This window comes from Bradyrhizobium sp. NDS-1 (genome assembly GCF_032918005.1).
In the GTDB taxonomy this organism is placed as follows: Bacteria; Pseudomonadota; Alphaproteobacteria; order Rhizobiales; family Xanthobacteraceae; genus Bradyrhizobium; species Bradyrhizobium tunisiense.
The window spans coordinates 4,509,671-4,531,315 of the sequence record NZ_CP136628.1 but is presented as its reverse complement, the minus strand read 5'-3'; the positions used below and the strand labels follow the sequence as shown (position 1 = coordinate 4,531,315).

At 65.3% G+C, this 21,645-nt stretch carries 27 protein-coding genes; 12 read left to right on the top strand and 15 right to left on the bottom strand.

Going from position 1 to position 21,645, the window contains the following annotated elements; translation table 11 throughout:
* Nucleotides 1-7 precede the first annotated feature (7 nt).
* The 6 genes from RX330_RS21435 to RX330_RS21410 all read right to left on the bottom strand — a co-directional run bounded on the left by RX330_RS21435 (nt 8) and on the right by RX330_RS21410 (nt 5,235).
* Nucleotides 8-790, bottom strand: coding sequence for an ABC transporter ATP-binding protein (locus tag RX330_RS21435; RefSeq protein ID WP_212085901.1), 783 nt, complete (start codon nt 788-790; stop codon nt 8-10).
* The gene (locus RX330_RS21430) at nt 778-1,833 is read right to left on the bottom strand and encodes a dihydrodipicolinate synthase family protein (RefSeq protein WP_317239716.1); all 1,056 of its coding nucleotides are present in this window, start codon (nt 1,831-1,833) and stop codon (nt 778-780) included. The genes RX330_RS21435 and RX330_RS21430 overlap by 13 nt, the downstream gene beginning before the upstream one ends.
* 6 nt (nt 1,834-1,839) lie before the next feature.
* A complete protein-coding gene (locus RX330_RS21425; RefSeq protein WP_317239715.1) occupies nt 1,840-2,661 on the bottom strand; it encodes a GNAT family N-acetyltransferase in 822 nt (273 codons plus the stop codon).
* Nucleotides 2,648-3,685, bottom strand: a complete 1,038-nt coding sequence (locus RX330_RS21420; protein ID WP_212085889.1) for an NAD-dependent epimerase/dehydratase family protein — start codon at nt 3,683-3,685, stop codon at nt 2,648-2,650. The genes RX330_RS21425 and RX330_RS21420 overlap by 14 nt, the downstream gene beginning before the upstream one ends.
* A 32-nt stretch (nt 3,686-3,717) precedes the next feature.
* Nucleotides 3,718-4,488 (bottom strand): ABC transporter permease, encoded by a 771-nt coding sequence (locus tag RX330_RS21415; protein ID WP_317239714.1) that lies wholly within the window; start codon nt 4,486-4,488, stop codon nt 3,718-3,720.
* A 99-nt stretch (nt 4,489-4,587) separates the two neighbouring features.
* Entirely contained in the window at nt 4,588-5,235 is a 648-nt protein-coding gene (locus tag RX330_RS21410) for a TetR/AcrR family transcriptional regulator (protein WP_212085879.1), read from the bottom strand.
* A 100-nt stretch (nt 5,236-5,335) separates the two neighbouring features.
* Here RX330_RS21410 and RX330_RS21405 point away from each other — a divergent pair, with 100 nt between their 5' ends.
* From RX330_RS21405 to RX330_RS21385, 5 genes are all read left to right on the top strand, one after another.
* Nucleotides 5,336-6,352: an ABC transporter substrate-binding protein gene (locus tag RX330_RS21405; protein ID WP_317239713.1), complete on the top strand. Its 1,017-nt coding sequence runs from the start codon at nt 5,336-5,338 to the stop codon at nt 6,350-6,352.
* Nucleotides 6,353-6,629: 277 nt separating this feature from the next.
* Nucleotides 6,630-7,328: a septum site-determining protein MinC gene (gene minC / locus RX330_RS21400; RefSeq protein ID WP_212085875.1), complete on the top strand. Its 699-nt coding sequence runs from the start codon at nt 6,630-6,632 to the stop codon at nt 7,326-7,328.
* A 19-nt stretch (nt 7,329-7,347) separates the two neighbouring features.
* Nucleotides 7,348-8,163, top strand: coding sequence for a septum site-determining protein MinD (gene minD / locus RX330_RS21395; RefSeq protein ID WP_212085873.1), 816 nt, complete (start codon nt 7,348-7,350; stop codon nt 8,161-8,163).
* Nucleotides 8,160-8,441 carry a cell division topological specificity factor MinE gene (gene minE, locus RX330_RS21390; protein ID WP_212085871.1) on the top strand — a complete coding sequence of 94 codons (282 nt, stop codon included), beginning with the start codon at nt 8,160-8,162 and terminating at the stop codon, nt 8,439-8,441. Before minD ends, minE begins: the two co-directional genes overlap by 4 nt.
* Before the next feature lie 208 nt (nt 8,442-8,649).
* Nucleotides 8,650-8,835, top strand: coding sequence for a hypothetical protein (locus RX330_RS21385; protein WP_212085869.1), 186 nt, complete (start codon nt 8,650-8,652; stop codon nt 8,833-8,835).
* Nucleotides 8,836-8,857: 22 nt separating this feature from the next.
* Here the strand turns inward: RX330_RS21385 and RX330_RS21380 are convergent, their stop codons facing one another.
* Both RX330_RS21380 and RX330_RS21375 read right to left on the bottom strand, forming a co-directional pair.
* Nucleotides 8,858-9,103 (bottom strand): hypothetical protein, encoded by a 246-nt coding sequence (locus RX330_RS21380; RefSeq protein ID WP_212085867.1) that lies wholly within the window; start codon nt 9,101-9,103, stop codon nt 8,858-8,860.
* A 112-nt stretch (nt 9,104-9,215) separates the two neighbouring features.
* Complete coding sequence (locus tag RX330_RS21375; RefSeq protein ID WP_212085865.1) at nt 9,216-9,605, bottom strand: hypothetical protein; 390 nt, start codon at nt 9,603-9,605, stop codon at nt 9,216-9,218.
* Nucleotides 9,606-9,735: 130 nt separating this feature from the next.
* Here RX330_RS21375 and RX330_RS21370 point away from each other — a divergent pair, with 130 nt between their 5' ends.
* Entirely contained in the window at nt 9,736-10,521 is a 786-nt protein-coding gene (locus RX330_RS21370) for an SDR family NAD(P)-dependent oxidoreductase (RefSeq protein WP_317239712.1), read from the top strand.
* Here RX330_RS21370 and RX330_RS21365 read toward each other — a convergent pair whose 3' ends face one another.
* Nucleotides 10,522-10,752, bottom strand: a complete 231-nt coding sequence (locus RX330_RS21365) for a DUF6894 family protein (protein ID WP_200454753.1) — start codon at nt 10,750-10,752, stop codon at nt 10,522-10,524.
* A 377-nt stretch (nt 10,753-11,129) separates the two neighbouring features.
* Complete coding sequence (locus RX330_RS21360) at nt 11,130-12,179, bottom strand: hypothetical protein (RefSeq protein WP_317239711.1); 1,050 nt, start codon at nt 12,177-12,179, stop codon at nt 11,130-11,132.
* A gap of 307 nt (nt 12,180-12,486) precedes the next feature.
* On the opposite strand from RX330_RS21360, the gene RX330_RS21355 reads away from it, so the two are divergent.
* On the top strand, nt 12,487-13,140 hold the full coding sequence (locus RX330_RS21355; RefSeq protein ID WP_375847717.1) for a L,D-transpeptidase: 654 nt from the start codon (nt 12,487-12,489) through the stop codon (nt 13,138-13,140).
* A gap of 42 nt (nt 13,141-13,182) precedes the next feature.
* Here the strand turns inward: RX330_RS21355 and RX330_RS21350 are convergent, their stop codons facing one another.
* Together RX330_RS21350 and RX330_RS21345 are read right to left on the bottom strand one after the other, a co-directional pair.
* Nucleotides 13,183-13,614, bottom strand: a complete 432-nt coding sequence (locus tag RX330_RS21350) for a hypothetical protein (protein ID WP_317239709.1) — start codon at nt 13,612-13,614, stop codon at nt 13,183-13,185.
* A gap of 117 nt (nt 13,615-13,731) precedes the next feature.
* Nucleotides 13,732-14,196, bottom strand: a complete 465-nt coding sequence (locus tag RX330_RS21345) for a MarR family winged helix-turn-helix transcriptional regulator (protein ID WP_317239708.1) — start codon at nt 14,194-14,196, stop codon at nt 13,732-13,734.
* A gap of 99 nt (nt 14,197-14,295) precedes the next feature.
* On the opposite strand from RX330_RS21345, the gene RX330_RS21340 reads away from it, so the two are divergent.
* The 4 genes from RX330_RS21340 to RX330_RS21325 all read left to right on the top strand — a co-directional run bounded on the left by RX330_RS21340 (nt 14,296) and on the right by RX330_RS21325 (nt 18,237).
* A complete protein-coding gene (locus RX330_RS21340) occupies nt 14,296-16,218 on the top strand; it encodes an FAD-binding monooxygenase (protein WP_317239707.1) in 1,923 nt (640 codons plus the stop codon).
* 155 nt (nt 16,219-16,373) lie between these two features.
* Nucleotides 16,374-17,348 carry an SH3 domain-containing protein gene (locus RX330_RS21335; protein WP_317239706.1) on the top strand — a complete coding sequence of 325 codons (975 nt, stop codon included), beginning with the start codon at nt 16,374-16,376 and terminating at the stop codon, nt 17,346-17,348.
* A gap of 160 nt (nt 17,349-17,508) precedes the next feature.
* Complete coding sequence (locus tag RX330_RS21330) at nt 17,509-17,787, top strand: hypothetical protein (protein ID WP_212085841.1); 279 nt, start codon at nt 17,509-17,511, stop codon at nt 17,785-17,787.
* A gap of 243 nt (nt 17,788-18,030) precedes the next feature.
* A complete protein-coding gene (locus RX330_RS21325; protein ID WP_128920735.1) occupies nt 18,031-18,237 on the top strand; it encodes a hypothetical protein in 207 nt (68 codons plus the stop codon).
* Between the two features lie 73 nt (nt 18,238-18,310).
* On the opposite strand, the gene RX330_RS21320 is transcribed toward RX330_RS21325, so the two are convergent.
* Nucleotides 18,311-18,898 (bottom strand): TetR family transcriptional regulator, encoded by a 588-nt coding sequence (locus tag RX330_RS21320; RefSeq protein WP_317239705.1) that lies wholly within the window; start codon nt 18,896-18,898, stop codon nt 18,311-18,313.
* Complete coding sequence (locus tag RX330_RS21315) at nt 18,898-19,242, bottom strand: DMT family transporter (protein ID WP_212085831.1); 345 nt, start codon at nt 19,240-19,242, stop codon at nt 18,898-18,900. Before RX330_RS21315 ends, RX330_RS21320 begins: the two co-directional genes overlap by 1 nt.
* A 215-nt stretch (nt 19,243-19,457) precedes the next feature.
* On the opposite strand from RX330_RS21315, the gene pdxY reads away from it, so the two are divergent.
* Nucleotides 19,458-20,276, top strand: a complete 819-nt coding sequence (gene pdxY / locus RX330_RS21310; RefSeq protein ID WP_317239704.1) for a pyridoxal kinase — start codon at nt 19,458-19,460, stop codon at nt 20,274-20,276.
* Between the two features lie 3 nt (nt 20,277-20,279).
* Here pdxY and RX330_RS21305 read toward each other — a convergent pair whose 3' ends face one another.
* A complete protein-coding gene (locus tag RX330_RS21305) occupies nt 20,280-21,584 on the bottom strand; it encodes a hypothetical protein (RefSeq protein ID WP_317239703.1) in 1,305 nt (434 codons plus the stop codon).
* Nucleotides 21,585-21,645: the final 61 nt, after the last annotated feature.

Sequence of the window (21,645 nt, the reverse complement as noted above, 5' to 3'; positions counted from 1 at the left end):
GAGCAGCTTACACCGCTCCCAATCCAAGCTTCGCATAGATCCTTCGCGCATAGGCACCGAATGCGTCGGTGGTCTTGAGCGGCAGGTCGCGGGGGAAGGGCAGGTCGATCGGGAAATAGTCGGCCATCTTCGCAGGTCCTGCGGTCAGCACGGCGCAATGCGAGGACAGGAACACGGCCTCCTGGATCGAATGCGTGACGAAGATGATGGTCTTGCCGCTCTGGCGCCAGATCCGCAGCATTTCCAGATTCATCTGCTCTCGCGTCAGCGCATCCAGCGCGCCGAACGGCTCGTCCATCAGGATCAGCTTGGGATCGTGGACGAAGGCGCGCGCGATCGCGGTGCGCTGCTGCATGCCGCCGGAGAGCTGCTGCGGATATTTCTGCTCATAGCCGGCGAGCCCGACCAGGTTGAGCAGATCGCGCGCCCGCTCGCGCGCGGCCTTCATGGGCAGGCCGACGATCTCGGCCGGCAATAGCACGTTGTCCAGGATGGTGCGCCACTTCAGGAGCAGCGCCTGCTGAAACACCATGCCGACGTCGCGGGTCGGGTCGAACGGGCTCTTCGCGTTGCCGATCGTCACGGTGCCGCCGTCGGCGTCGTGCAGGCCGGCCAGGATCTTCATCACCGTGGTCTTGCCGCAGCCGGACGGGCCGACCAGTGAGACCAGCTCACCCTCCTGCACGTCCATGGTGACGTCGGACACCGCGAGAAACTCGGCGCCGCCGCTGCGATAGACCTTGCGGACGCCTTGCAGGCTGATGAAGGGGGCCGAGCTCATGCCAGCCATTTATTCAGGTTGGCGGCGACGAAGGCATCGTCGCTGAGGTCGGCGTGCTCACGGGTGACGCGATCGATCTCCTCCTTCTGGCCGGGGCTGAGGCCTTCGTTCGGATCGAGGCACCACAGACCTTTCATCAGGCCCTGGCGCCTCAGAACTTCATGGCAGCCTGCGATGCAGCCGTGAAAATCATTGGCGACGTCGAAGAAAGCGCTGTTGCAGTCGGTGACGCGGGCATCAAGCGCGAGCAGGTCCGCGGGTACGCTGTCCTTGTGCCGCGTTGCCTTGCAACGCTCGAACTGCTTGATCGCGCTCGCGGTCCAAACCGACCAATGGCCGAGCAGGCCGCCTTTGAAATAGGTCCGCGTGGTGCTGCCGTTCTCGCGAAGGTCGAACGGCAGCATCAGGTCGAGCAGGATGTGATCGTCATTGCCGGTGTAGAGCGCGACGCGGTCGAGCGCGCCGGCCGCCGCGACGCCGCGCAGCACATCGAGGGTCCGGTAACGGTTGAAAGGCGCGATCTTGATGGCGATGACATTGTCGATCGAGGCGAAGCGCTGCCAGAAACGGCTCGACAGGACAACCCCGCCGACGGCCGGCTGAAGATAGAAGCCGATCAGCGGGATTTCGGCGGCGACCGCCGTGCAGTGGGCGATGATCTCGTCCTCGGAGGCGCTCTTCATCGCGGCGAGGCTGAGCAGGCCGGCGTGATAGCCGATGTCGCGCGCGGTGCGGGCTTCGGCGGTTGCCTGGCTGGTTGGGCCGGCAAGGCCTGCGACCATTGCCAGCGCACGCTTGGTCCAGTGTGCTGCCGTCTCGGCGGCGAGCTCGAGCACGGGGCGGTAGAGGCCGACGTCGCGGATCGCGAATTGGGTGGTGTGCACGCCGACCGCAAGGCCGCCTGAGCCCGCGTCGATGTAATAGCGCGTCAGCGCGCGCTGATGCGTCTTGTCGAGCTGGCGCTCGGCGGTGAGGGCGAGGGGATGCGCCGGCATCACGGTGCCGTCGGCGATCAGCTTGCGGATGTCGCTGTGGATCTGGCTGTGATGCATGATGTCCTATCCGAATTCGGGGCCGGCGACGGCGAATGGCATTTCTTCGGCGGCGATGGTGGCGGCGCCGAACCGCATGCGCTGGAACGGACGCTCGATGGTCCAGCCGGCAGCCAGCAATCCATCCAGGAGTACGCCTTGCGCGGCGACGGCGTCGAGCAGCATCGGACTGGTCTCGGAGCGCACGATCGCGTCAACCAAGGCCAGAGCTGCCGCGGCGTCGTCCGCGAACAACGGGCCGATATGGCGGGCGGTTCTGCCGTCGCGAACCAGCGCGATGGCGCCGTTCGCGGACACGATCCGCGAGCCGGTGCGCTGTGCGAAGGCGGAGAGCAGGGCAGACCGGTCGAAACCTGTGGCCCGCCGGTCCCGCATACGAAGCGCATCGAGTGTTGCGGATGACGGGGGCGGCGCTTCGGCTCGCGCGGGTTTCATCAGCTTCAGGCGGCGCAATTGCAGCGTCGGTGTAAACCCCAGCGGTCCGTACACCTCGGCGCCGTCGGGCGTGGCGTCGAGCCAGCTGGTCAGGCCGTTCTGGCGCGCGGTTTCCAGGCAGGCGTCGACGAGACGGGTGGCAAGGCCACGGCGGCGATGCGTGCCTGATACCAGCACCATGCTGATCCAGGCGTTGTTGCCGGAATAGGGCAGCAGGGCTGCGGTCGCGACCAGTCGCGCACCGTCACGAATGCCGAACACGACGCCTTCACGCAGGAAGATGCGCCAATCGTCCTCGATCTGGTTCCAGTGCGCCTCCGTCGATAGCGCGAGCCCTGCCAGCGCGTCGTCGACGCCAAGCTTGAGGATGGGCGGGGCGTCAGTAACGGCCATCGCGCACCTCGTATTTGGTGGGCTTGCCGAGGCTCGGCATGGCGCGCGAGACCCAATCCGCGGTCCAGGCGATCAGTTGCTCGGTGTCGACGACAGGCAGGCCGAACAGTTCGACCGCCCTTGACGTGTCGGTCAGCCACGCCGTCGGCTCCTCCTTGCCTGTCAGCACCGGTGCGCGGCCGAACCTTGCGCCGAATTTTTGGGCGAGATCGCGCACCGCCAAAATCTCGTGGCCGCTGACGTTGATCGGCGAGGTCGGCGTCGTGCAATGCGCGAGGCAGCGCAGTGCCTGCGCCGAGGCGTCGCCCTGCCAGATGAAATTGACATGGCCGAGGCTGACGTCGATCGGTGTACCCGCGAGCACTTTCGTCGCGATGTCGTGCAGGACGCCGTAGCGCATGTCGATTGCGTAATTGAGGCGGAACAGCCGTCCCGGCGTTGCGAACTTATGCGAGAAATACTCGAACATCCGCTCCCGGCCGACGCAGGATTGCGCGTATTCGCCGGGCGGGTTCGGCGCCATGTCCTCGGTCGAGCCTTTGCCGTCGACCGGCACGAACGGATAGATGCAGCCGGTCGAGAACGCGACGATGCGCGAGGACGGGAAGGCCTGCGCGACCAGCGCCGGCACGTGCGCGTTCATGGCCCAAGTCAGCGACAGATCGCCCTCGGCGCCGAATTTTCTACCGGCCATGAAAATGATGTTGGGTGTCTTCGGCAGCGCCTGGATCGCGCGCTCGTCCATCAGGTCGCAACTGATGGTCTCCACGCCGCGCGCCTGCAGCCACTCCTCAACACCGGCTTCGCTGAAGCGGGCGACGCCGATCACGCGGCGATCCGGGACGGCGGCTTTTGCGAGCCCCGCCAGCGTCGGCCCCATCTTGCCGCCGACGCCGAGGATCATGATGTCGCCCTCGACTTTCTTGAGGTCGTCGATCAGCGCCTGGCTCGGCCGGCACAGGAGATCGTCGAGGGCAGCGATATCGGGGATGGTCTTGGGCAGCGTCTGGCGTGTGAGCAGCATGGATCTGGTCCCCGGTCCTAGTTCTGTCGTTGTCAGGTCTGTCTTGCGTCGCCGACCACGAACATGCGTTCGAGGGCGAGCACCAGGCCGTAGAGCGCGACCCCGAGCAGTGTCAGCAGCACGACCGCCATCACCATCGCGGGCGTGTCGAGCGAGGACTGCACCTGGATCATGAGGTAGCCGAGCCCGCGCTCGGAGGCGATGAATTCCCCGACGATGGCGCCGGCGACCGCGAGGATGGCGCCGACCTTCATGCCGGAGAATATGTAAGGCAGCGATCCCGGCAGCTGGATCTTGCGAAACAACGTCCAGCGCGAGCCGCGCAGCGATTTCACGAGGTCGAGCAGGTCCGGCTCGACCTCGCGCAGGCCCCGCGCGGTGGTGAGCAGGATCGGAAAGAAGCAGATGCTGAAGGCGATCAGGATGTTCGGCACGATGCCGTAGGAGAACCAGACGATGAAGAGCGGGCCGAGCGCGACCTTCGGGATCATGTTCAGTGTCACGAACAGCGGCAGCAGCACGAGGCTCAGCAGCGGCGCCCAACTGAAGATCACCGCGAGCGCGACGCCGACGAAGGCGCCGAGCGCGAAGCCGCCGAGGATCTCGATCGCCGTCACCAGCGTGTTGGCGCCCCAGGCATAGCTCGCGGTTCCCAGCGTCTGCACGGTCGCGAGCGGGGAGGGCAGGATGAATTTCGGCACGTGGAAGGCGTCGACCAGGACCTGCCAGAGCACGAGCACGGCGAGGTGCACGATCAGGATGATCGCAAACCTGCGCGAGGCGCGTGCGCTGTCTCCTGCCACCGGTTGCTCCCTGTTGGCGCGGCGGCGATGCCGCAAATCTTCAGCCTAAGCAGCCGCAAGCCTAACCGCCCTTGAGGAAAGTTTCAACCAGTTGGTTGATTATGGCCGGAGCGAGTGGAGCACGAGGTCGGCGACGTGCCTGCGACGGGCGCGGCGCTGGGCGCGGCTCGACAGGTCCTTGCCGAAAATCGCCGACAGCGTCGGCGTGTTGGAGAAGAAGAAATAGCTGAGGCCGGCAATGGAGATATAGAGTTGGACCGGATCGATCCCCTTGCGGAACACGCCCGCGCGCACGCCTTCGTTGAGGATGTGCGAGACGCTCTTGACCAGCGGGGAATGCATCGCCTCCAGCCGGGTCGAGCCGCGGACGTGGCGGGCGCCGCTGCGGTTCTCGTCGTTCAAAAGCACGATGAAATCGGGGTTTGCGGCCAGATGGTCGAACGAGGCTTCGATCAGCCTGCGGATCGCCTTCTCCGGTGGCAGGCCTTCGAGATTGAGCCGGCGCTCCTGCTCGCGGATGTCCTCATAGACCCATTCGAGTACGGCGAGGTAGAGCGCGTCCTTGTCGCCGAAGTAATGATAGACGAGCTGCTTGTTGACGCCGGCGCGCTCGGCGATCTCGTCGACGCGGGCCCCCGCAAGGCCATGCCGGGCGAATTCCAGCCGCGCCGCGGTGAGCAGTTTCTTGCGGGTGGCGACGGGGTCGCGCCGCTGCGGCACGGTGTCGCCAGATCGTTTTGCGGTCATTTCCAACCAAACAGTTGACAAGTTGAGGGCGGGCTTGTTGCATTGGTATCCTTCCATGGGGAGAGCGACAAGCCGGGTCGCGGCAATGAGGAGAGGTGCGATGAAGCATTTGCAAGCGGCGGGCTCTGCCCTGGTATTGGCGCTGGCGCTCGGTTTGCCGGCGGTGCCGGCGAGCGCGGGCGAGGCTGTGAACCTGATCCTCAACTGGACGCCGACGGCCGACCACTCGCCGTATTATTACGCCAAGGCGCAGGGCTGGTACGAGAAGGCGGGCATCGACCTCTCCATCGAGGTCGGCAAGGGCTCCGGCGTCTCCGCCGCCAAGGTCGGCTCCGGCGGCTCGCCCTTCGGCGTCGCCGATCTCGCCACCATGCTGGTGGCCAAGAGCAAGGGCGCCGACACCGTTGCCGTGATGAGCGTCTACGCCAATACCGGACAGACCTTCTACTGGCTGAAGAGCTACGGCGTGAACGGGGTGAAGGATTTTGCCGGCCACAAGATCGGCAATCCGCCCGGCGATGCCTCGCGCGTGATGTGGCCGGCCTTCGCCAAGGCCGCAGGCCTTGCACCCGATGCCGTCGGCTTCGTCAATGTCGGGCCGACCGCGAAGATCGCGGCGTTGAAGAGCCACACCGTCGACATCATCAGTGACTTCTACAACGAGCACGATCTGAAGGTGATCGAGTTCGGACAGGACCTCGGCTACGTCAACTGGAAGGACATCGGGCTCAATCCTTACGGCAACTCGCTGATCGTCAACGGCGCTTACCTGCAGAAGAATCCGAAGGTCGTCGAAGACTTCGTGCGTGTCACGCAGAAGGCCTTTGCCGCCTGCGTCGCCGACGCCACGCCGTGCCTGAAGGCGCTGCTCGACCAGGTCTCCGGTCTCGACAAGGAGAACCAGGAGCGCCAGTGGGAGCGCATCAAGTTCCTGATGACGGACGAGTTCACCACCACCAAGGGTCTCGGCTGGATCGACGGCGAGCGGATGAAGAAGGACTACGATCTGGTCCACACCTATCTCGGCATGGAGAAGCCATTCGACGTGACGACGGCGTTCACGACGAAGATGCTGGATCCGAGCATCAAGATGGACGCGAGCAAGGTGAAGAGGTAAGGGGCAGCCGTTGCCCCGTTCTCCGCACCTGCCCCGGACGTAGCGCAGCGTCCCTTAGACGGTGCGCTGCAGAGCCGGGGCCCATTTTACCGAGAGCATGATCCGGGAGGCGTGGGTCCCGGCTCTGCGCAGCAGCGTTGCACGCTGCAGCCCGTCCGGGACACGAAAGCGGCTCCAGCCTGCCCATCCCCCAGGTATTCCCACGGAGAATTAACCGGCCATTAACCATATCCGCCGCATCGTTAACCATTCAATAACAGGGAACGAGTCGGCCGCTATGGAGGCTGCAGTCAAACCTCAACGCCAAATGGTGCGCCTGCGCGGGCGCTCCTACGTGGCCTTCGTGTTCACGCCGACGGTTCCGGTTCTGGACTGGCTGCACGAGATCGACGCGACCATCGCCCGCTCACCGGGCTTCTTTGCCGGCCGGCCCGTGGTGATCGACCTGTCCTCGGTCGACCTCAGCCAGTCCGGCATCGGCCATCTGCTCACCAGCCTGCAGGACCGCAACATCCGCGTGCTCGGGATCGAGGGCGTGGAGGAGGCCAGGTTGACCCCGATGATGCCGCCGCTGCTGTCGGGCGGACGCAGCTGCGTGGTCGAGCCAAACGCGCCCAAAAAGGCTGAGGCGAAGACCGAGGCCAAGCCGACCTCACTGCTGCTCGAAAACCCGGTGCGATCGGGCCAGACCGTGATCTTCCCCGAAGGCGACGTCACCATCCTCGGCTCGGTCGGTTCCGGCGCGGAAGTCGTCGCCGGCGGCTCGATCCACGTCTACGGCGCCCTGCGCGGCCGCGCCATGGCGGGCGTGAACGGGCACACGAGTGCGCGCATCTATTGTCAGAAGATCGAGGCCGAACTGCTTGCAATCGATGGATTTTATCAGACCGCCGACGATATCGACGCCGCTCTTCGCGGGCGGCCGGCCCAAGCCTTCCTGCAAGGCAACACCATGCGAATTACCGCGCTGAACTGACCAGAAGGAGATTTTCGAGATGGCCAAGGTACTGGTCGTGACATCAGGCAAGGGCGGGGTCGGCAAGACCACGACCACCGCCGCGCTGGGGGCCGCGCTCGCGCAGCGCGGCGACAAGGTCGTCGTCGTCGATTTCGACGTCGGCCTGCGGAACCTCGACCTCGTGATGGGGGCCGAACGCCGCGTCGTGTTCGACCTCATCAACGTGGTGCAGGGCGTTGCCAAACTCCCGCAGGCGCTGATCAAGGACAAGCGTCTGGAGAATTTGTGGCTGCTGCCGGCCTCGCAGACCCGCGACAAGGACGCGCTGACGGAAGAGGGTGTCGGCAAGGTCATCGAGGATTTGCGCGGCCGCTTCGACTGGGTGATCTGCGACAGCCCGGCCGGCATCGAGCGCGGCGCCTCCATGGCGATGCGCTTCGCCGACGAGGCCGTGATCGTCACCAATCCGGAAGTGTCGTCGGTGCGCGATTCCGACCGCATCATCGGCATGCTCGATTCCAAGACCGTGCGAGCCGAGAAGGGCGAGCGGGTCGAGAAGCACATTCTCATCACCCGCTACGATCCCTCACGCGCCGCGCGCGGCGAGATGCTGACGATCGAGGACATCCTCGAGATCCTCGCGACACCCTTGCTCGGCATCATCCCCGAGAGCCAGGACGTGCTGCGCGCCTCCAACGTCGGCACGCCGGTCACGCTGTCGAACGCGGACGGCGCACCGGCGCGGGCCTATATCGACGCGGCGCGCCGGCTGTGCGGCGACACCGTTCCGATGCAGGTGCCGACCGAGCGCAAGGGCTTCATGGATCGTCTGCTGCGACGGAGGGCGGCATGAGCATGGGTCTGCTCCGACTTCTCCGCGGGAACAAGGCCTCTGCACCCGTCGCGCGCGAACGGCTGCAGATCCTGCTTGCCCATGAACGCGGAATGCGTGGCCAGCCCGATCTGCTCGGCGTGCTGCGTGAGGAAATTCTCGCTGTCGTCTCCAAGCATGTGACGCTGGATCCGACCAAGGTCATCGTGCGGCTCGAGCGCGGCGACGATGTGTCGACCCTGGAGGTCGATATCGAGGTGCCCAATGATTTCGAGCGCAAGAAAGCGGCGGTCGCGTAGGGGGCGCGACTGACGGCGGCCCATTTGGGGTGGGTGAGAAGGCGGTCCGCCGGGCATGGCGGGCCGCCTTTGTCGTTCGTGTCGCTTACGTTCCCCGGCCTGCCGATGTGATCGACGGCGGGCGGAACGGGACCTGCGGCAAGATCATTATCTGAGACCGCGGGAGAGTCGAGCCAGACCCCGCGGCCTCATCAGACGGAGAGCGCCCATGATGTCCGAGGTTCAGGTCCATACCGTTGCGCGGCAGATGCTCGAACAGCACGGTTTTGCTGCGATCGCCAAGGCCGCCGAGCAGGCCCAGGCCTGCGAGGGCCGCGGCGAGGGCGAAGAGGCCAGAGAGTGGCGTCACATCGCCGATGCCATGAAGATCATACGCGGGCCTCACCAGAGCTGAACCACCTGCAGGGGCAGGCGCCTCAACGGCCGTCGTGCTCGGTTCCCTGCGATGAGGATCTGCGGGTTTGCGGCTGGCTGCGGTCCCCTGCCTCCTTGCAGGGAAGCTGCTCCCAAGTCCCGTCAGGCGCCTGCTGATAGGCGCTGCAGCTCGAGGAGGGCGAATTGCCCTCGGCTTTTTGGCTGTCTGAATTCTTCGCCAGCACAGGGCCCGTCAGCACCGTGGCGGCCGCGAGCGTGCCGGCGAAAACGACATGGATCATCCGCATGAGAGATTCCTGTTCGAATTCGAAGAGGCCCGCATGCTTTCCAGAATTGTGAACAATTTTTGGCCGGCGCAAAATCTCCCTGCGGCGTGCTTAACGCCGCGAAAGCTGCCTGCTAGCCGCCTTTGGCGCGGATCAGGCCGGCGAGGTTGCTCTTCTGAGTCTCGCACCAATTGGGCATGCCGAGGCGGCGCTGGTTGAGATCGGTCGCCTGGGTCGCCACGGCGACCTCGGCCATCAAATCGTCGTCCTGCTTCTCTCCCATCTTGCCGCCGGTGTGCATCCATGCAATCGCCTTGCGCACCTTCTCGGTGGTGCCTTGGGGCAGGTGCATCTGCTCCGCCTTCTGCACCAGGTCCTGGTAGGCCACGTCCGTGCCCGGGCATTCGACCTTGGCGGCGAAGGCCTGCAAGACCAGTGTGACATAGGTCGAGCGTGTGTGGTCATCGGCTTGGGCCGGAGCGGCGATCAGCAACAGGCCAGCGATCAGCAAACCGTAGCGCATCCTCAGGTATCTCCTCCGTTTTTTGAGAGGCTAGCGTCCGGCGGGCCGCTCGGCAATGGTGCCGGGGCGAATTTGTCGCTTCCCCCTGCGGTGCGCTATCGTGGCCCGAAATCCGGCCGCGGAGAGTGACATGAGCCTGTTCAGCACCCCGTTCGATCCTGCCCGTGACACCGCACTCGTCACCGGCGCGGGCAACGGCATCGGCCGCGCGATCGCGCAGGCCTTGGTCGGCGAGGGCGTCCGGACCGTGTTCGCCGATGTGAACGCCGAGCGGGTGACGGCCGCGATCGGCGCCAGCCGGCGGCCTGAATTGGCGGTGCCCTGGGTCGGCGATCTCGCCGAGTTGGATGCGTGCGACGCGCTGCTTGCCGCCGCGAACGCAGCATTGGGCGAGATCACGCATTTGGTCCACAGCGCGTCGCCACCGCGGCGGGAGGCCGATCATGTGTTCGCGGTCGATCGCAGGATCTGGCAGCAGATGCATGCCGTCAATCTCGATGCCGGCTTTCACCTGGCGCGCGAACTCGCAAAGCGGCTGATCGCGGCGAAGCGGCCGGGCTCGTTCCTGTTTCTCACCTCGCTGCATGCGGGCACGCCGCGCAACCTGCCGCACTATTCAACGGCGAAGGCGGGGCTGGCGATGCTGGTGAAGGAGCTGGCCAAATCGTTTGGCCGCTACGGCATCCGCGTCAACGCGCTGGTGCCCGGCGCGATCGCGGCCGGCGGGTTCGTTGCGGATCCCGCGCTGGCACGGCACATTCCGCTCGGGCGCCTCGGTGAGGCCAATGACCTCGCACCGATGGCGCTCGCGGTGCTGTCGAACAAGCTCTCCGGTTACGTCACCGGCGCGGCTTTCGTCGTCGACGGCGGATTGTCGCTGACGAACTGGTTCGAGCCGCCGTCCTTTGCTGAATAGTCAGCGTCGCCAGGCCGGCACCGGATCGAGCGGTGTCCGATAGAGCTCGTTGTGATCGCGATCGGTGACTCGCACCGCGCAGCCCTTCTGCTGCAGCTCCGGCTTCACCTGCGACAGCTCGGTCGCCAGTTGATCGGCTCGATCGGAGGCAACCTCGATGTCTTCGAGAATGATTCCGCCCTGGTTCCTGAACTCTTCACCAACCACAAGATCGAAGGAGTAGTAAGGCATCAGAATTCCCCCGGTGTGAGGAGCTGAGCTTCGGTGGAAGTCTCAACACATGTCGGATGGTACCACTGAGTCGATATCCAGCGGATGAACAGGCCGCGCAATCTCTGTGCTTATGGCGCAGAAATGATGTGCAGCATGTTGGTCCATTAAGAATTTATTAAATACGTGGCGTGATCATGAAGCATGGAATTGCAGCAGAACCGGGCTCCGGGAACCGGCAGCTGCAAGAGAAGGCCGCCGGCATAGCTCCCGACGGCCTTTTCTCTTGAGCGAAAGATGACCTGCGCGTCGCTTTCCGTAATTGCCCGGACTCAACGCACGACATCGACTCGGACAGCTTACGCGACGTCGTAGCGGCGCCGTGCTGTTGCGTGCCTCTAGCGCAACGGCATCGGCGGACGCACGATTGGTCCGTCGTCATCGGCAACGGCTTCAGTCGTGGTGACAGGTGCGGCCGATGGCGGCGGAATCGCGGCAGCTCGCGAGGGCGGCGGCGGAGGCGCGAGCGGCGCAGGCGAAGAGGCCGGCATGTAAGTGTGCGACACGACCGGTTTCGGTTTGCGAACCGGCGGCGGTGACGGCAGCGCAGCTGCGCGTGCGCGCGGATCGAGAGGCTTGACCTCCGCTGTCGGCTTCGGCGCGGGCGGCTTTGCCATCTCGCGGGCCATCTGCTCCTGTCCGGCCTTCAACTCGGCGATGTTGGCCTTGAGCTGCTCGATCTGCTGCGCCATCGCGGCGAGGTCGCGCGTCATCGATTGCACCGACTGCGCGGCATCGGATGGTGTTGCCGCAGGCGCGGCGGCTGCAACCTGGGTCGCAGGCGGCGCTATGGGTTGAACGGCCGTTTGATCGACCGCCGCTTGTGCCGCAGGCGGGGCAGCTTGCTCCGCGGCCGGCGCGGCTTGGGCGGCGGCGACCGGCGCGGTCTGCGATGTGGCGGACTGCGATGTCAGAGGCAGCAGCGACGCCAAGACCGGGGTCCATTCGGCGAGCATTTGTTTGGCGGTATCGCCGTGCTTCTCCCACGCGATGGTGGCGGCTACGCTTCCTCCGGCAAACAGGAACGTGACGAATGCACCGCGCATCCAGTTGCCTACGGCAGATCGCTTCCGCGGGCCATGACCGTCGTTCGCTGCGACGCGTACGGCAGTATCAACCGAGGGTGGGGGTGCCGCCGGCGGCTCCGAGACAGGACTGAACCGGGGCTCCAGAGAGATTTTGCGCTCAAGCGAGAACCTGGGCTCCGGCGCGAATTTCGGTTCCGGACGCGTCGTGACGTCAGGTGCCAGCGCGGGCGCAACGCTGATGGGACGCGAAGCCCGCACGATGTCGGGTGAAATCTGAATCGCGTCGTGCGGATCGTTGTCCTTGACCGTGTCCTTCACGATCTCATCGACGATTTGCTTAGGGTTCAGCGTCGCGAGCATCGCAGCTCCTTTGAAGCCCGGGTGCTTGAAGCCCGGGTGTTAAGTCCTGGTCGCATTGGCGCGAGCCGATCTGGTGCGGCGAGCCGGGCAAATCCGATCAGCCCGGCCCGATGACGCACGAGTCCAGCCGGGTTTGACCAAAGCAAGGCGAGGGGATGGAGATGATGCGACGCTCTTCCGCCGTTTGTGGTGATGGAACCCAATTTGTCGAACACGCGCATGTGTTCCGCGCCGCCTTGTTTTCAGCACGATTTTGTCAGCATCTGGGGAGGCTGGGGGCGTTGCTATCGCTATTCGGGGGCCGGGGGTGCCAAGATCCATACTCGCTTTGTTCGTTGTTGCCTTGCTGCCGCTGGGCGGCTGCATGCAGGCAACGCTTTCGCCGTCGAGCGACGCGAGCATGACGCCGCGCGACCGGCAGTTGCTCGCGCATACGCCTTACGCGAAGGCGAACGTGCCCGAGCAATATCTCCGCCACGTCGTCGATTACCACCGCAAGGAGCAGCCAGGCACTATCCTCGTCGATACCGACGCGCGCTACCTCTATTACGTGCTGCCTGAAGGCAAGGCGATCCGCTACGGCGTTGCGGTCGGCGAGGAAGCCATGGCGTTCTCCGGCGTTGCGCGGGTTGGCCGTCTGGCGGAATGGCCCGACTGGGTTCCGACGGCAGACATCCAGGCGCGGCTCGGACCTTATCCGGCGCGCGTTCCCGGCGGTCCGGCCAATCCGCTGGGTGCGCGCGGCATCTATCTCTATACCGGCAACAAGGACACGCTCTACCGCATCCACGGCACCAACCAGCCGGAATATATCGGGCAGGCAATCTCGTCAGGCTGCATCCGGATGCGAAACGAGGACGTGATCGATCTGTACGATCGGGTGAAGCTCAATTCGATGGTCGTCGTGCTGCCGCCCGGACAGAGCGCGCGAGCGGAGGCCGGCGGAGGCTGGCGAGGCTAAGGAAATTCGTGCGCGCTGCGACTCTCGCGCGACGATCTTGCGCTAGTTCTCAGGCCGAGCGACCCGCCATTGCAGCGTCATGGCGTTGCCGTTGGCATCGCCCGGCGCCTTGTCGGCCGGTGAAGTGTAGAGCGGACGGTAGCGGTACGCCCACATCCTGCTGCCGTCGTCGCGGCTGATCACGGTGAAGTCGCCGACGGCTTTGGCGTCGGCCGTAGCGGCGAGCGGCACCCAGCTCTCGGTGCACTTGCCGTTGCAGCTCGACGTCTTTCCGGTAGTGTCGCGCTCATAGGTATAGAGCGTCATTCCGTTGAGATTGACGAGCTTGGGACCCTGCTTGGTCAGGATGACTTTGGCTGGAGCCACCGGTGCCTCGACCTTCGGCGGAGGAGGGTCTCCGCCGCCATGGCCGCCCGCCACAGCATGACTGGCCGAGAGCGTCATGGCTGCGGCCATAACGAGGAACCTGAACATCCGGAACTCCGTCCCGCAAAAGTTAATCGCGCGTTAAGCGTGCAATGCGGCCGACGTTAGCAGCTGAAAGTTAGTTCCTGGTTTAGCCCGCCGCGACAATTGCGGACGCGTCTGAAATCAGACCTGCACTTCGCGCAGCGGCGCGCGACTGAGCTCATTGCCGGCGGCAATCGCCTTGTGCAGCAGCCGCATCAATTCCTCGCCCTCCTTTGCGCTGAGGCCGCGCAGGATGATGCGCTGGGCCGATTCCACGGCCGGCGTGACCTTGCGCAGGGTACGCCGACCCTCGTCGGTAATCCCGAGCTCGCGGGCGCGGCGGTCGCGGCTTGAGGCGCGGCGCTCGATCAGCCCCTTCTGCACCAGGCGATCAATCACGCCGGTGATGGTGGTGCGGTCGTAGGCGATCAATCCTGCGAGCGTCACCTGGTCGAGCCCCGGATTGGCCTTGATGGTCGCCAGCGCGGCGTATTGCACCGGCGTCAGGTCGAAGCCGGCATCCTCGACCTCGGCCAGAAACACGGCAACCGCGATCTGCTGGAACCGGCGCGCCAGATGCCCGGGCATGTCGTTGTTGTCTTTCACCGCATTCTCCTCAGACCGGGCGCGACGTGTACGATCGTTGACAAGTATACTGATCATCAGCATACTGATCAATATCAAGAATGTTTGACGGGAGAGCTCATGCAATTCCATCTGAATGGATTTCAGCCGGGCGATCCTGAATTCGCCGATCCCGCCGAGCGCGTTCAGGCCTCGGGCGCCACGGGCGCCGTGCCCGACGAAGTCGATGTCCTCATCGTCGGCTGTGGCCCTGCGGGCCTCACACTCGCCGCCCAGCTTGCGCAGTTCCCCGATATCAAGACCTGCATCATCGAGCAGAAGCCCGATCGGCTGCTGGTCGGGCAGGCCGACGGCATCGCTTGCCGCACCATGGAAATGTTTCACGCCTACGGCTTCAGCGAGCGCGTGCTGAAGGAGGCCTATTGGGTCAACGAAACGACGTTCTGGAAGCCGGACGAACGTTCGCCCGAGACCGTCATCCGCAGCGGCCGTGTGCAGGACGTCGAGGACGGGCTATCTGAATTTCCGCACGTCATCCTCAACCAGGCACGCATCCATGACGGCTTTCTCGACGTCATGCGCAAATCGCCGGCCAAGCTGGAGCCCTTTTACAGCCGCCGCCTCATCAACCTCGAGGTCGACCAGTTCGCGGCTGTCGACGATCATGCCGTGACCGTGCGGCTCGAGCGGATCGATACCGCGCATGAAGGAGAGATCGAGACGATCAGAGCGCGCTATGTCGTCGGCTGCGATGGCGCCCGCAGCACCGTGCGCAGGTCGATCGGCCGCGAGCTGCACGGCGATTCCGCCAACCACGCCTGGGGCGTGATGGACGTGCTGGCCGTGACCGATTTTCCGGACATCCGCTTCAAGTCGCTCGTCCAGTCGGCGAAGGATGGCAGCCTGCTGATCATCCCGCGGGAAGGCGGCTACATGGTCCGCATCTATGTCGAGCTCGCCAAGCTCGAGGCCGGTGAACGCGTCGCCAACCGCAATATCACGGCCGATGACGTGATCGCCAAGGCGCAGCGAATCCTGAAGCCGCATACGCTCGAGGTGAAGGAGATCGCCTGGTGGTCGGTCTACGAGATCGGCCAGCGCCTGACCGACAAGTTCGACGACGTGCCGGAGGCCGCGATCGAGACGCGTCTACCGCGCATCTTCATCGCCGGCGATGCCTGCCATACCCACAGTCCGAAGGCGGGGCAGGGCATGAACGTCTCGATGCAGGATGCCTTCAATCTCGGCTGGAAGCTCGCCGCCGTCATGCGGAAGCAGTGCGCGCCACACCTGATGCATTCCTATTCGGAGGAGCGCCAGGCGGTTGCCAAGGAGCTGATCGACTTCGACCGCGAGTGGGCAGGAATTCTCGCCTCCGCCGCCAAGGCCGGCGGCGCCGATGCCGCCAGGACGCAGGACTATTTCGTCAGGCACGGCCGCTACACCGCCGGCACGGCCACGCATTACAAGCCGTCGCTTCTCACCGGCGCCGGGTCGCATCAGCACCTCGCGCAAGGCTTCGTGATCGGCAAGCGCTTCCATTCCGCCCCGGTGATCCGGCTTGCCGATGCAAAGCCGGTCCATCTCGGTCACGCCGCGCACGCCGACGGCCGCTTCCGCATCTACGCGTTCTCGCCCGCCGAAGATCCTGCCGCCGCAGGCTCGGCCATTCGCGCGCTGTGCAATTTCCTCGCGGAGTCCCCGAAGTCGCCGGTCCGGCGATATACGCCTGGCGGCGCCGACATCGACAGCGTGATCGATCTGCGCGCGATATTCCAGCAGGGCCATCGCGAACTCGCCATCGAGGCAATGCCGCCATTGCTGCTCCCGCGCAAGGGGCGCTATGGTTTGCGCGACTACGAGAAAATGTTCTGTCCTGACCTCAAGAGCGGCCACGACGTTTTCGCAATGCGGGGCATCGATCGGACAGCCGGCTGCATGATCGTGGTGCGGCCCGACCAGTATGTTGCGACCGTGCTGCCGCTCGATGATTTTGCCGGGCTTGCATCGTATTTCGACGGGTTCATGCTGCAGGTGAGCTGAGATCCGGCAGCACCATTGCCGGCGCCGGGCCGATGAACGGCGGATGAATATTGAACCGCGCGGAGCCTGTGCTTCGTCTTTCGACGGATGAGACCTACGGAAACGGAACGCCCGTTCCGCTTGCGCGTTCCGATTCAAAAGAGGAGGAACACGCCATGAAATTCAAGAGTGTTTTACTTGCCGCATTGCTGCTCGCGCCAACAGCCGCACTGGCCGCGCCGGGCATCGTCACCGTCTCGACCGGCTTGAGGGCCGGGCCGGGCACGGGCTTTCCGCTGGTCGATCGCATCCCCGGCGGCGCCCGCGTCAACATCCATGGCTGCCTGCGCGGCAATGCCTGGTGCGACGTCAGCTTCTCAGACGATCGCGGCTGGGTGTCGTCGCAATATCTCGAATATCTCTATCGCAACCATTACGTCTATCTCCCCGACTATGTCGATGTGATCGACGTTCCTGTCGTCCCCTTCGTGCTGACGTCGTACTGGTCGAGCCACTATGGCGGACGTCCCTGGTATCGCCGCCACGCTTATTGGAATAATTACTGGAGCTCGCATCGGAGCGTCGCGACGCGGATGACGATCGATCCGCGCGCGGCTCGCATCGGTCGCGCGGCAACGCGCGACGCGGCGATAGCGCTCGAACGCAGCGGCGTGCGCGGCAAGGCCGGGGCGGCGATCTCCGGACGTGATGCCGCGACGGCGCGGCCGGATGCTGCCATCTCCAAGCGCGATGCTGCGGTGACGGTCGACCGGACTCGCGCCGGACGCAGCGAGCGTATCGTGAACGAGCGCACTGCCGTGCAGACCCGCGGTCCACGTGAGGCGCAGGGGCGCATGATGCACGACCATGCTGCAGGCCGCACCGCCGTGCGCACGCAGCCGATGACGCGTGGGCATGAGGCACCGCGCGTCTCGGCCACGCCTGCGGCTCGGCCTGCGACGCCCCGCGTCGCCCAGCCGAGTGTCAGCCACGGTTCGCCGATGAATGCCCGTGCGCAGATGCCGGCGCCGCGCGCGGCGGCACCTGCAATGCCGCATGGCGGCGGCGGCGGTGCTGCCCACATCAATGCCGCCCCTCGTGGCGGCGGTGCACCGGCCGGCGGCCCCGGCGGTGGCCATCAGAAGCACTAGCGTCGCCAAGGAAAGCCCGGCCACCGCGCCGGGCTTTTCTTCGCCAGGTCGAGGTCGCGACAATTTAAGTCGGTTTTTCGCGGGCAGATTTCATCGATCGTAACATGTCTATCCAAAGCTGTAAGTATCCACTCGGGGCAGCGGGGCACGGGAGGATGACATGAGACAGAGCCAGGCGGACTCGCGCCGCCAGAATGTCGCGAAGCGTTCGATGACGAAAGAGGCCAAACAGCTGACCGGCCTGATTGCCGGATTGCGCGAGTCCCTCGAAGGGATTCAAAAGGAACGGACGAGCATGAAGCTCACCGGCGCCGAGATGGGCATGCTCGACGAGCGCCGCAACAATCTGCTGCTCACCATCGCAGCCCTCGACGATCGCCTCTCGGCGGTGCAGGGGCTGATCGATCTGGGCCGCCCCCACATCATCCGCGTGCACTAGCGGAGTTCGGGCGTGGGACGATCGGTTTCATTGCTGATGTGACGGGACGAACCGCCCGGCGGCTGATCGAGGACGACATCAAGACGGCCCCGTGCCGTCGCAGGCGGGCAAGCCTGCGAGGGATGGAATCGGATTCCTGCGGGGCACGCTTTGCCGCCCGCCACCGCCATGCTGTGCGGATGGCACCAAATTGCCACGCTCCCGGCGAATTGCCGCCAAAGCCCGCTGCCACGAGGAGGCTGGGTGCAGGGCGACGCAAGGGGACGCGAATTGGCCTACAAGATGATCGCAGAACGCGACAACGAAAAGTACAGTTTCGCCCGCGAGAGCCGGCTGCTCATCGTGGCGAAGGCGAAAGTGTGGGCCAGCGAGGGGTGGCGGGTCGTTATCACCGATCAGGACGGCAAGGCCTACGCACCGCCCGAGTTCGATCAGCTGTCGGCGGCCTGACCGCGGGCTGGGCGAGCGGACGACATTTGAGATCGCTATTTCGACCGCGTCTGCCCAGGCCGGAGCAGGGCCGCTAGGCTGCCGGGCCCCACTGTCCGCGTCGATAGGTCTGTGCAAGCAGCCTTGCGTGCACGGCGCGAAGCTCGGCGCTCATGCGCGTTTGTCCCGTCGTGACATAGGAGAGCCAGGCGCCGTCGGCGGCCAGGCGCACGATGTGCAGATCGGGTGCGCCGTCGGTCGTGCGATGACGCTTCAGGCGCGCCTTGATCCAGTCGTTCCAGAGCCGGCGCAGCGGCGGATCGGTGACGACGACCATGCTCAATGCCGCCCACGGGGTCGCGAATCCGAACGCCTTGCCGGTGAACACCGCATTCACATAGGCCCGCGTGAAGCTGCCGCGTGGCTTCGGATCGGATCCGACTGCGGCGTCAATCTCGGCATCGACGCGAGCGAGGAGGTCGGCAAACAGGCCCTCGATCAGCGCCTGCTTGCTGCCAAAATGGTGAAATAGCCCGCCCTTGGTGACGCCGGCCGCCGCTGCGACCGCCTGCACCGTGACACCGGCGACGCCATGGTCCATGGCGATTGCCGCGGCGTGGTCGAGCAGGGCGCGCCGGACCTGCTCGGGCTGCTTGGCGCGGGTGTAGCGGTTTTCCGGCATCAATGCGCCGTGGTCTGCGAGAACAGGTTGATGATCACGACCCCTGACACGATCAGCGCGATGCCGACGAAGGCCGCAGCGTCCAGCATCTGGCGGAACAGCACGAAGGACACGGTGGCGGTCAGGATGATGCCGACCCCGCCCCAGATCGCATAGGCGATGCTCAAGGGGATGACGCGGATCGCGACCGACAGCGCGTAGAAGGAGGCGACATAGAACAGCACCATGGCCAGTGTCGGCCACGGCCGGGTGAACTGCGCGGATTGCTGCAGGAAGGCCGATGCGGTGACCTCGAAAACGATGGCGAGGGCGAGCGCTGCGTAGGCATTGAAGGCGGAGGTCATGGTCGGCCTAGTGCGAAAGAAAGATACCGCACGGTATGTTTAGCATGCGGCGCTCGGCTTTGGCCGGCAGCAGGTATCACATGTGAGTGACGGGCCTGCGACGTTGGCGGAAACGCGGCATGACGCCGCCGCGCGATTCTCGGATTACGCTGCGCGCCATACGAGCTACGATGCGTGCTTGTGTCGCTCGACAATAGACCCTACGGACCTCCTTCATGCTCGTCATCTCGATTCAAAGCCAGGTAGTCCACGGCCATGTCGGCAACAGCGCGGCCGCCTATGCCATGCAGGCGGAGGGCGTGAACGTTGCGGCGGTGCCGACGACGCTGCTGTCCAACCATCCGCGCTACCCGAGCCTGCGCGGGCGGGTGCTGGAGACCGAGCTCGTCGCCGATCTCCTGAAGGGTGTGGAAGAGCGCGGGCTCGTCGACGAGGCCGCCGTGCTGGTGACCGGCTATCTCGGCTCGCCCGGCAATGCCGCCGTGATCGCCGATTTCGTCGAGCGGGCGCTCACGCGGAATGCGAAGCTCGTCTATCTCTGCGATCCCGTGATTGGCGATGACGGCCGCGTCTATGTCGCCGACGGCATTTTGGACGTGGTCCGCCACCGGCTGCTGCCGGCAGCAAACCTGACGACGCCGAACCAGTTCGAACTTGAGCTGCTCTCGGGCCTCACGATTGCGGATGCGCAGGGCTTGCGGGCCGCGTGTGCGGCACTGGCTGCAACCGGCCAGATCGACGTCGTGGCAACCGGCTGTACGCTCAACGACACGGCGGCGGGACAGGTGGAGACGATCCTGTGCGCCGACGGCCGGTTGTCGCGCTTCGCGACGCCGCGCCTGCCGATCCGACCCTACGGCACCGGCGATCTCCTCACCGGTCTGATCGCGGCCCGTCTGGCCAGGGGCCAAGCGATCGAGGCCGCGGTGCGGCTTGCGGTCGACACGGTTTTTGCGGTGCTGGTGCGTACGCAGGAGGCCGGCACGGCGGAGATGCGGCTCGTGCCGCTGCCAACGCCGGGCCGCGCGCCGTAAGTCTCAGGTCGCGCGCTTGCCGGTCGATTGCGCCGATTTCTGCGGCTTCGCGGCACCCTTCTGCTCGTGCACGGCCTGGGCCTTCGGCGGTTTCGCATGGGCCGCGGCGCGCACCACCTTCCTGGACTTCGCGCTGGCGATCTGCTTCCCGTCGCCCGTGCCACGGCGCGACATGTACTCCTGGCCGTCGACGGGGCCGACATGCGGCGGATCACGGCCGAGATAGGGCCGGCCGATGCCGTACGTCTTGCCGTTGGCGTCGACCCACTTCCACAGGATTTCGGTCGAGACCCAGCGCTGCGCGCGGTTGCTGCCCTGGGTGCTGACGATGTCGGCCGCCATGCCGTGGCCGTAGCCGCCGCGCGTGCTGCCGCCATGATAGGAACGGTCGGAGGCGGCCTTCAGGCCGCTCGCGATCGACTGGCGATAGTCGTCGCGGAACGCGCTGGTGATGCCGGGTGAGAGGCCGGCGGCTTCCGCGGCGAGCAGCGTGCGAAACAGCTTTCGCTTGAAGCTCTTGTCCATGCCGCCGATGACATAATCCATCATCGACATGCCAGCGCGCTCGGCCGCCTTCGGATCCTTCCAGCCGAAATCCTGATCGACCAGCTTCGTGAAGCTGCGCATCACCGTGACTGTCTTGCCCTTGCGCTTGACGGTGACGGCGCGGCGCTCCTGGACCTTGAGCGAGTCTTCCTTTGCGGTGCGCTGATAGAGCTCCCAGAGATAGCGATCGATGCAGGCATCCATGACGAAGCATTCGTCGAGCACGGCGACGGTATCGGCTGGAGGTGATGCCTTGCTCGCAGCCGTGACCGGGCCGCTCGCGATCGCGGCGGAGGACAGCGCGTCCGTCGTCACGATTTCGGTGGGATCGGCGGATGCCAGTTTGACCGGCTCCTGCGTCGCGGCCGGCGTAGCCTCGCTGACGACGGGCTCCGGTTCAGGCGACATCTGCGGCGCGGGCGGTGCCTCGGTCGGCAGCATCAGCGTCGGATCGGCCGCAGCGAGCCTGACGGCGGGGGCGCGCGTCTCAGGTGCGGTCTCAGTGATCATCGGGGCCGGTGCCGCTGCGACGGCCGCGGCGATCTCGGCAGTCAAGGCGATGCCGTCCTCGATCATGGCAGCGCGCGGCACGTCGGCGACGTCGAGCCGGCTGAGATCCTTCGCGCGCGAGACGGCAGCCGCATTGGCGCTGCTGTTCTCGATCAGGGCAGGAGCATAGGCGGAGAGGGAAAGTGCCAGCCAGCCGGCGAGCACGGCCGAAGGGCACGCGACCGCCACCAGAAGAGACCGCCGATCGTTCATGATCCCTGCCTCCAAACGGTTCTGCCCGAACCCGACTTGCCGGACAGTGATGATGCAAACA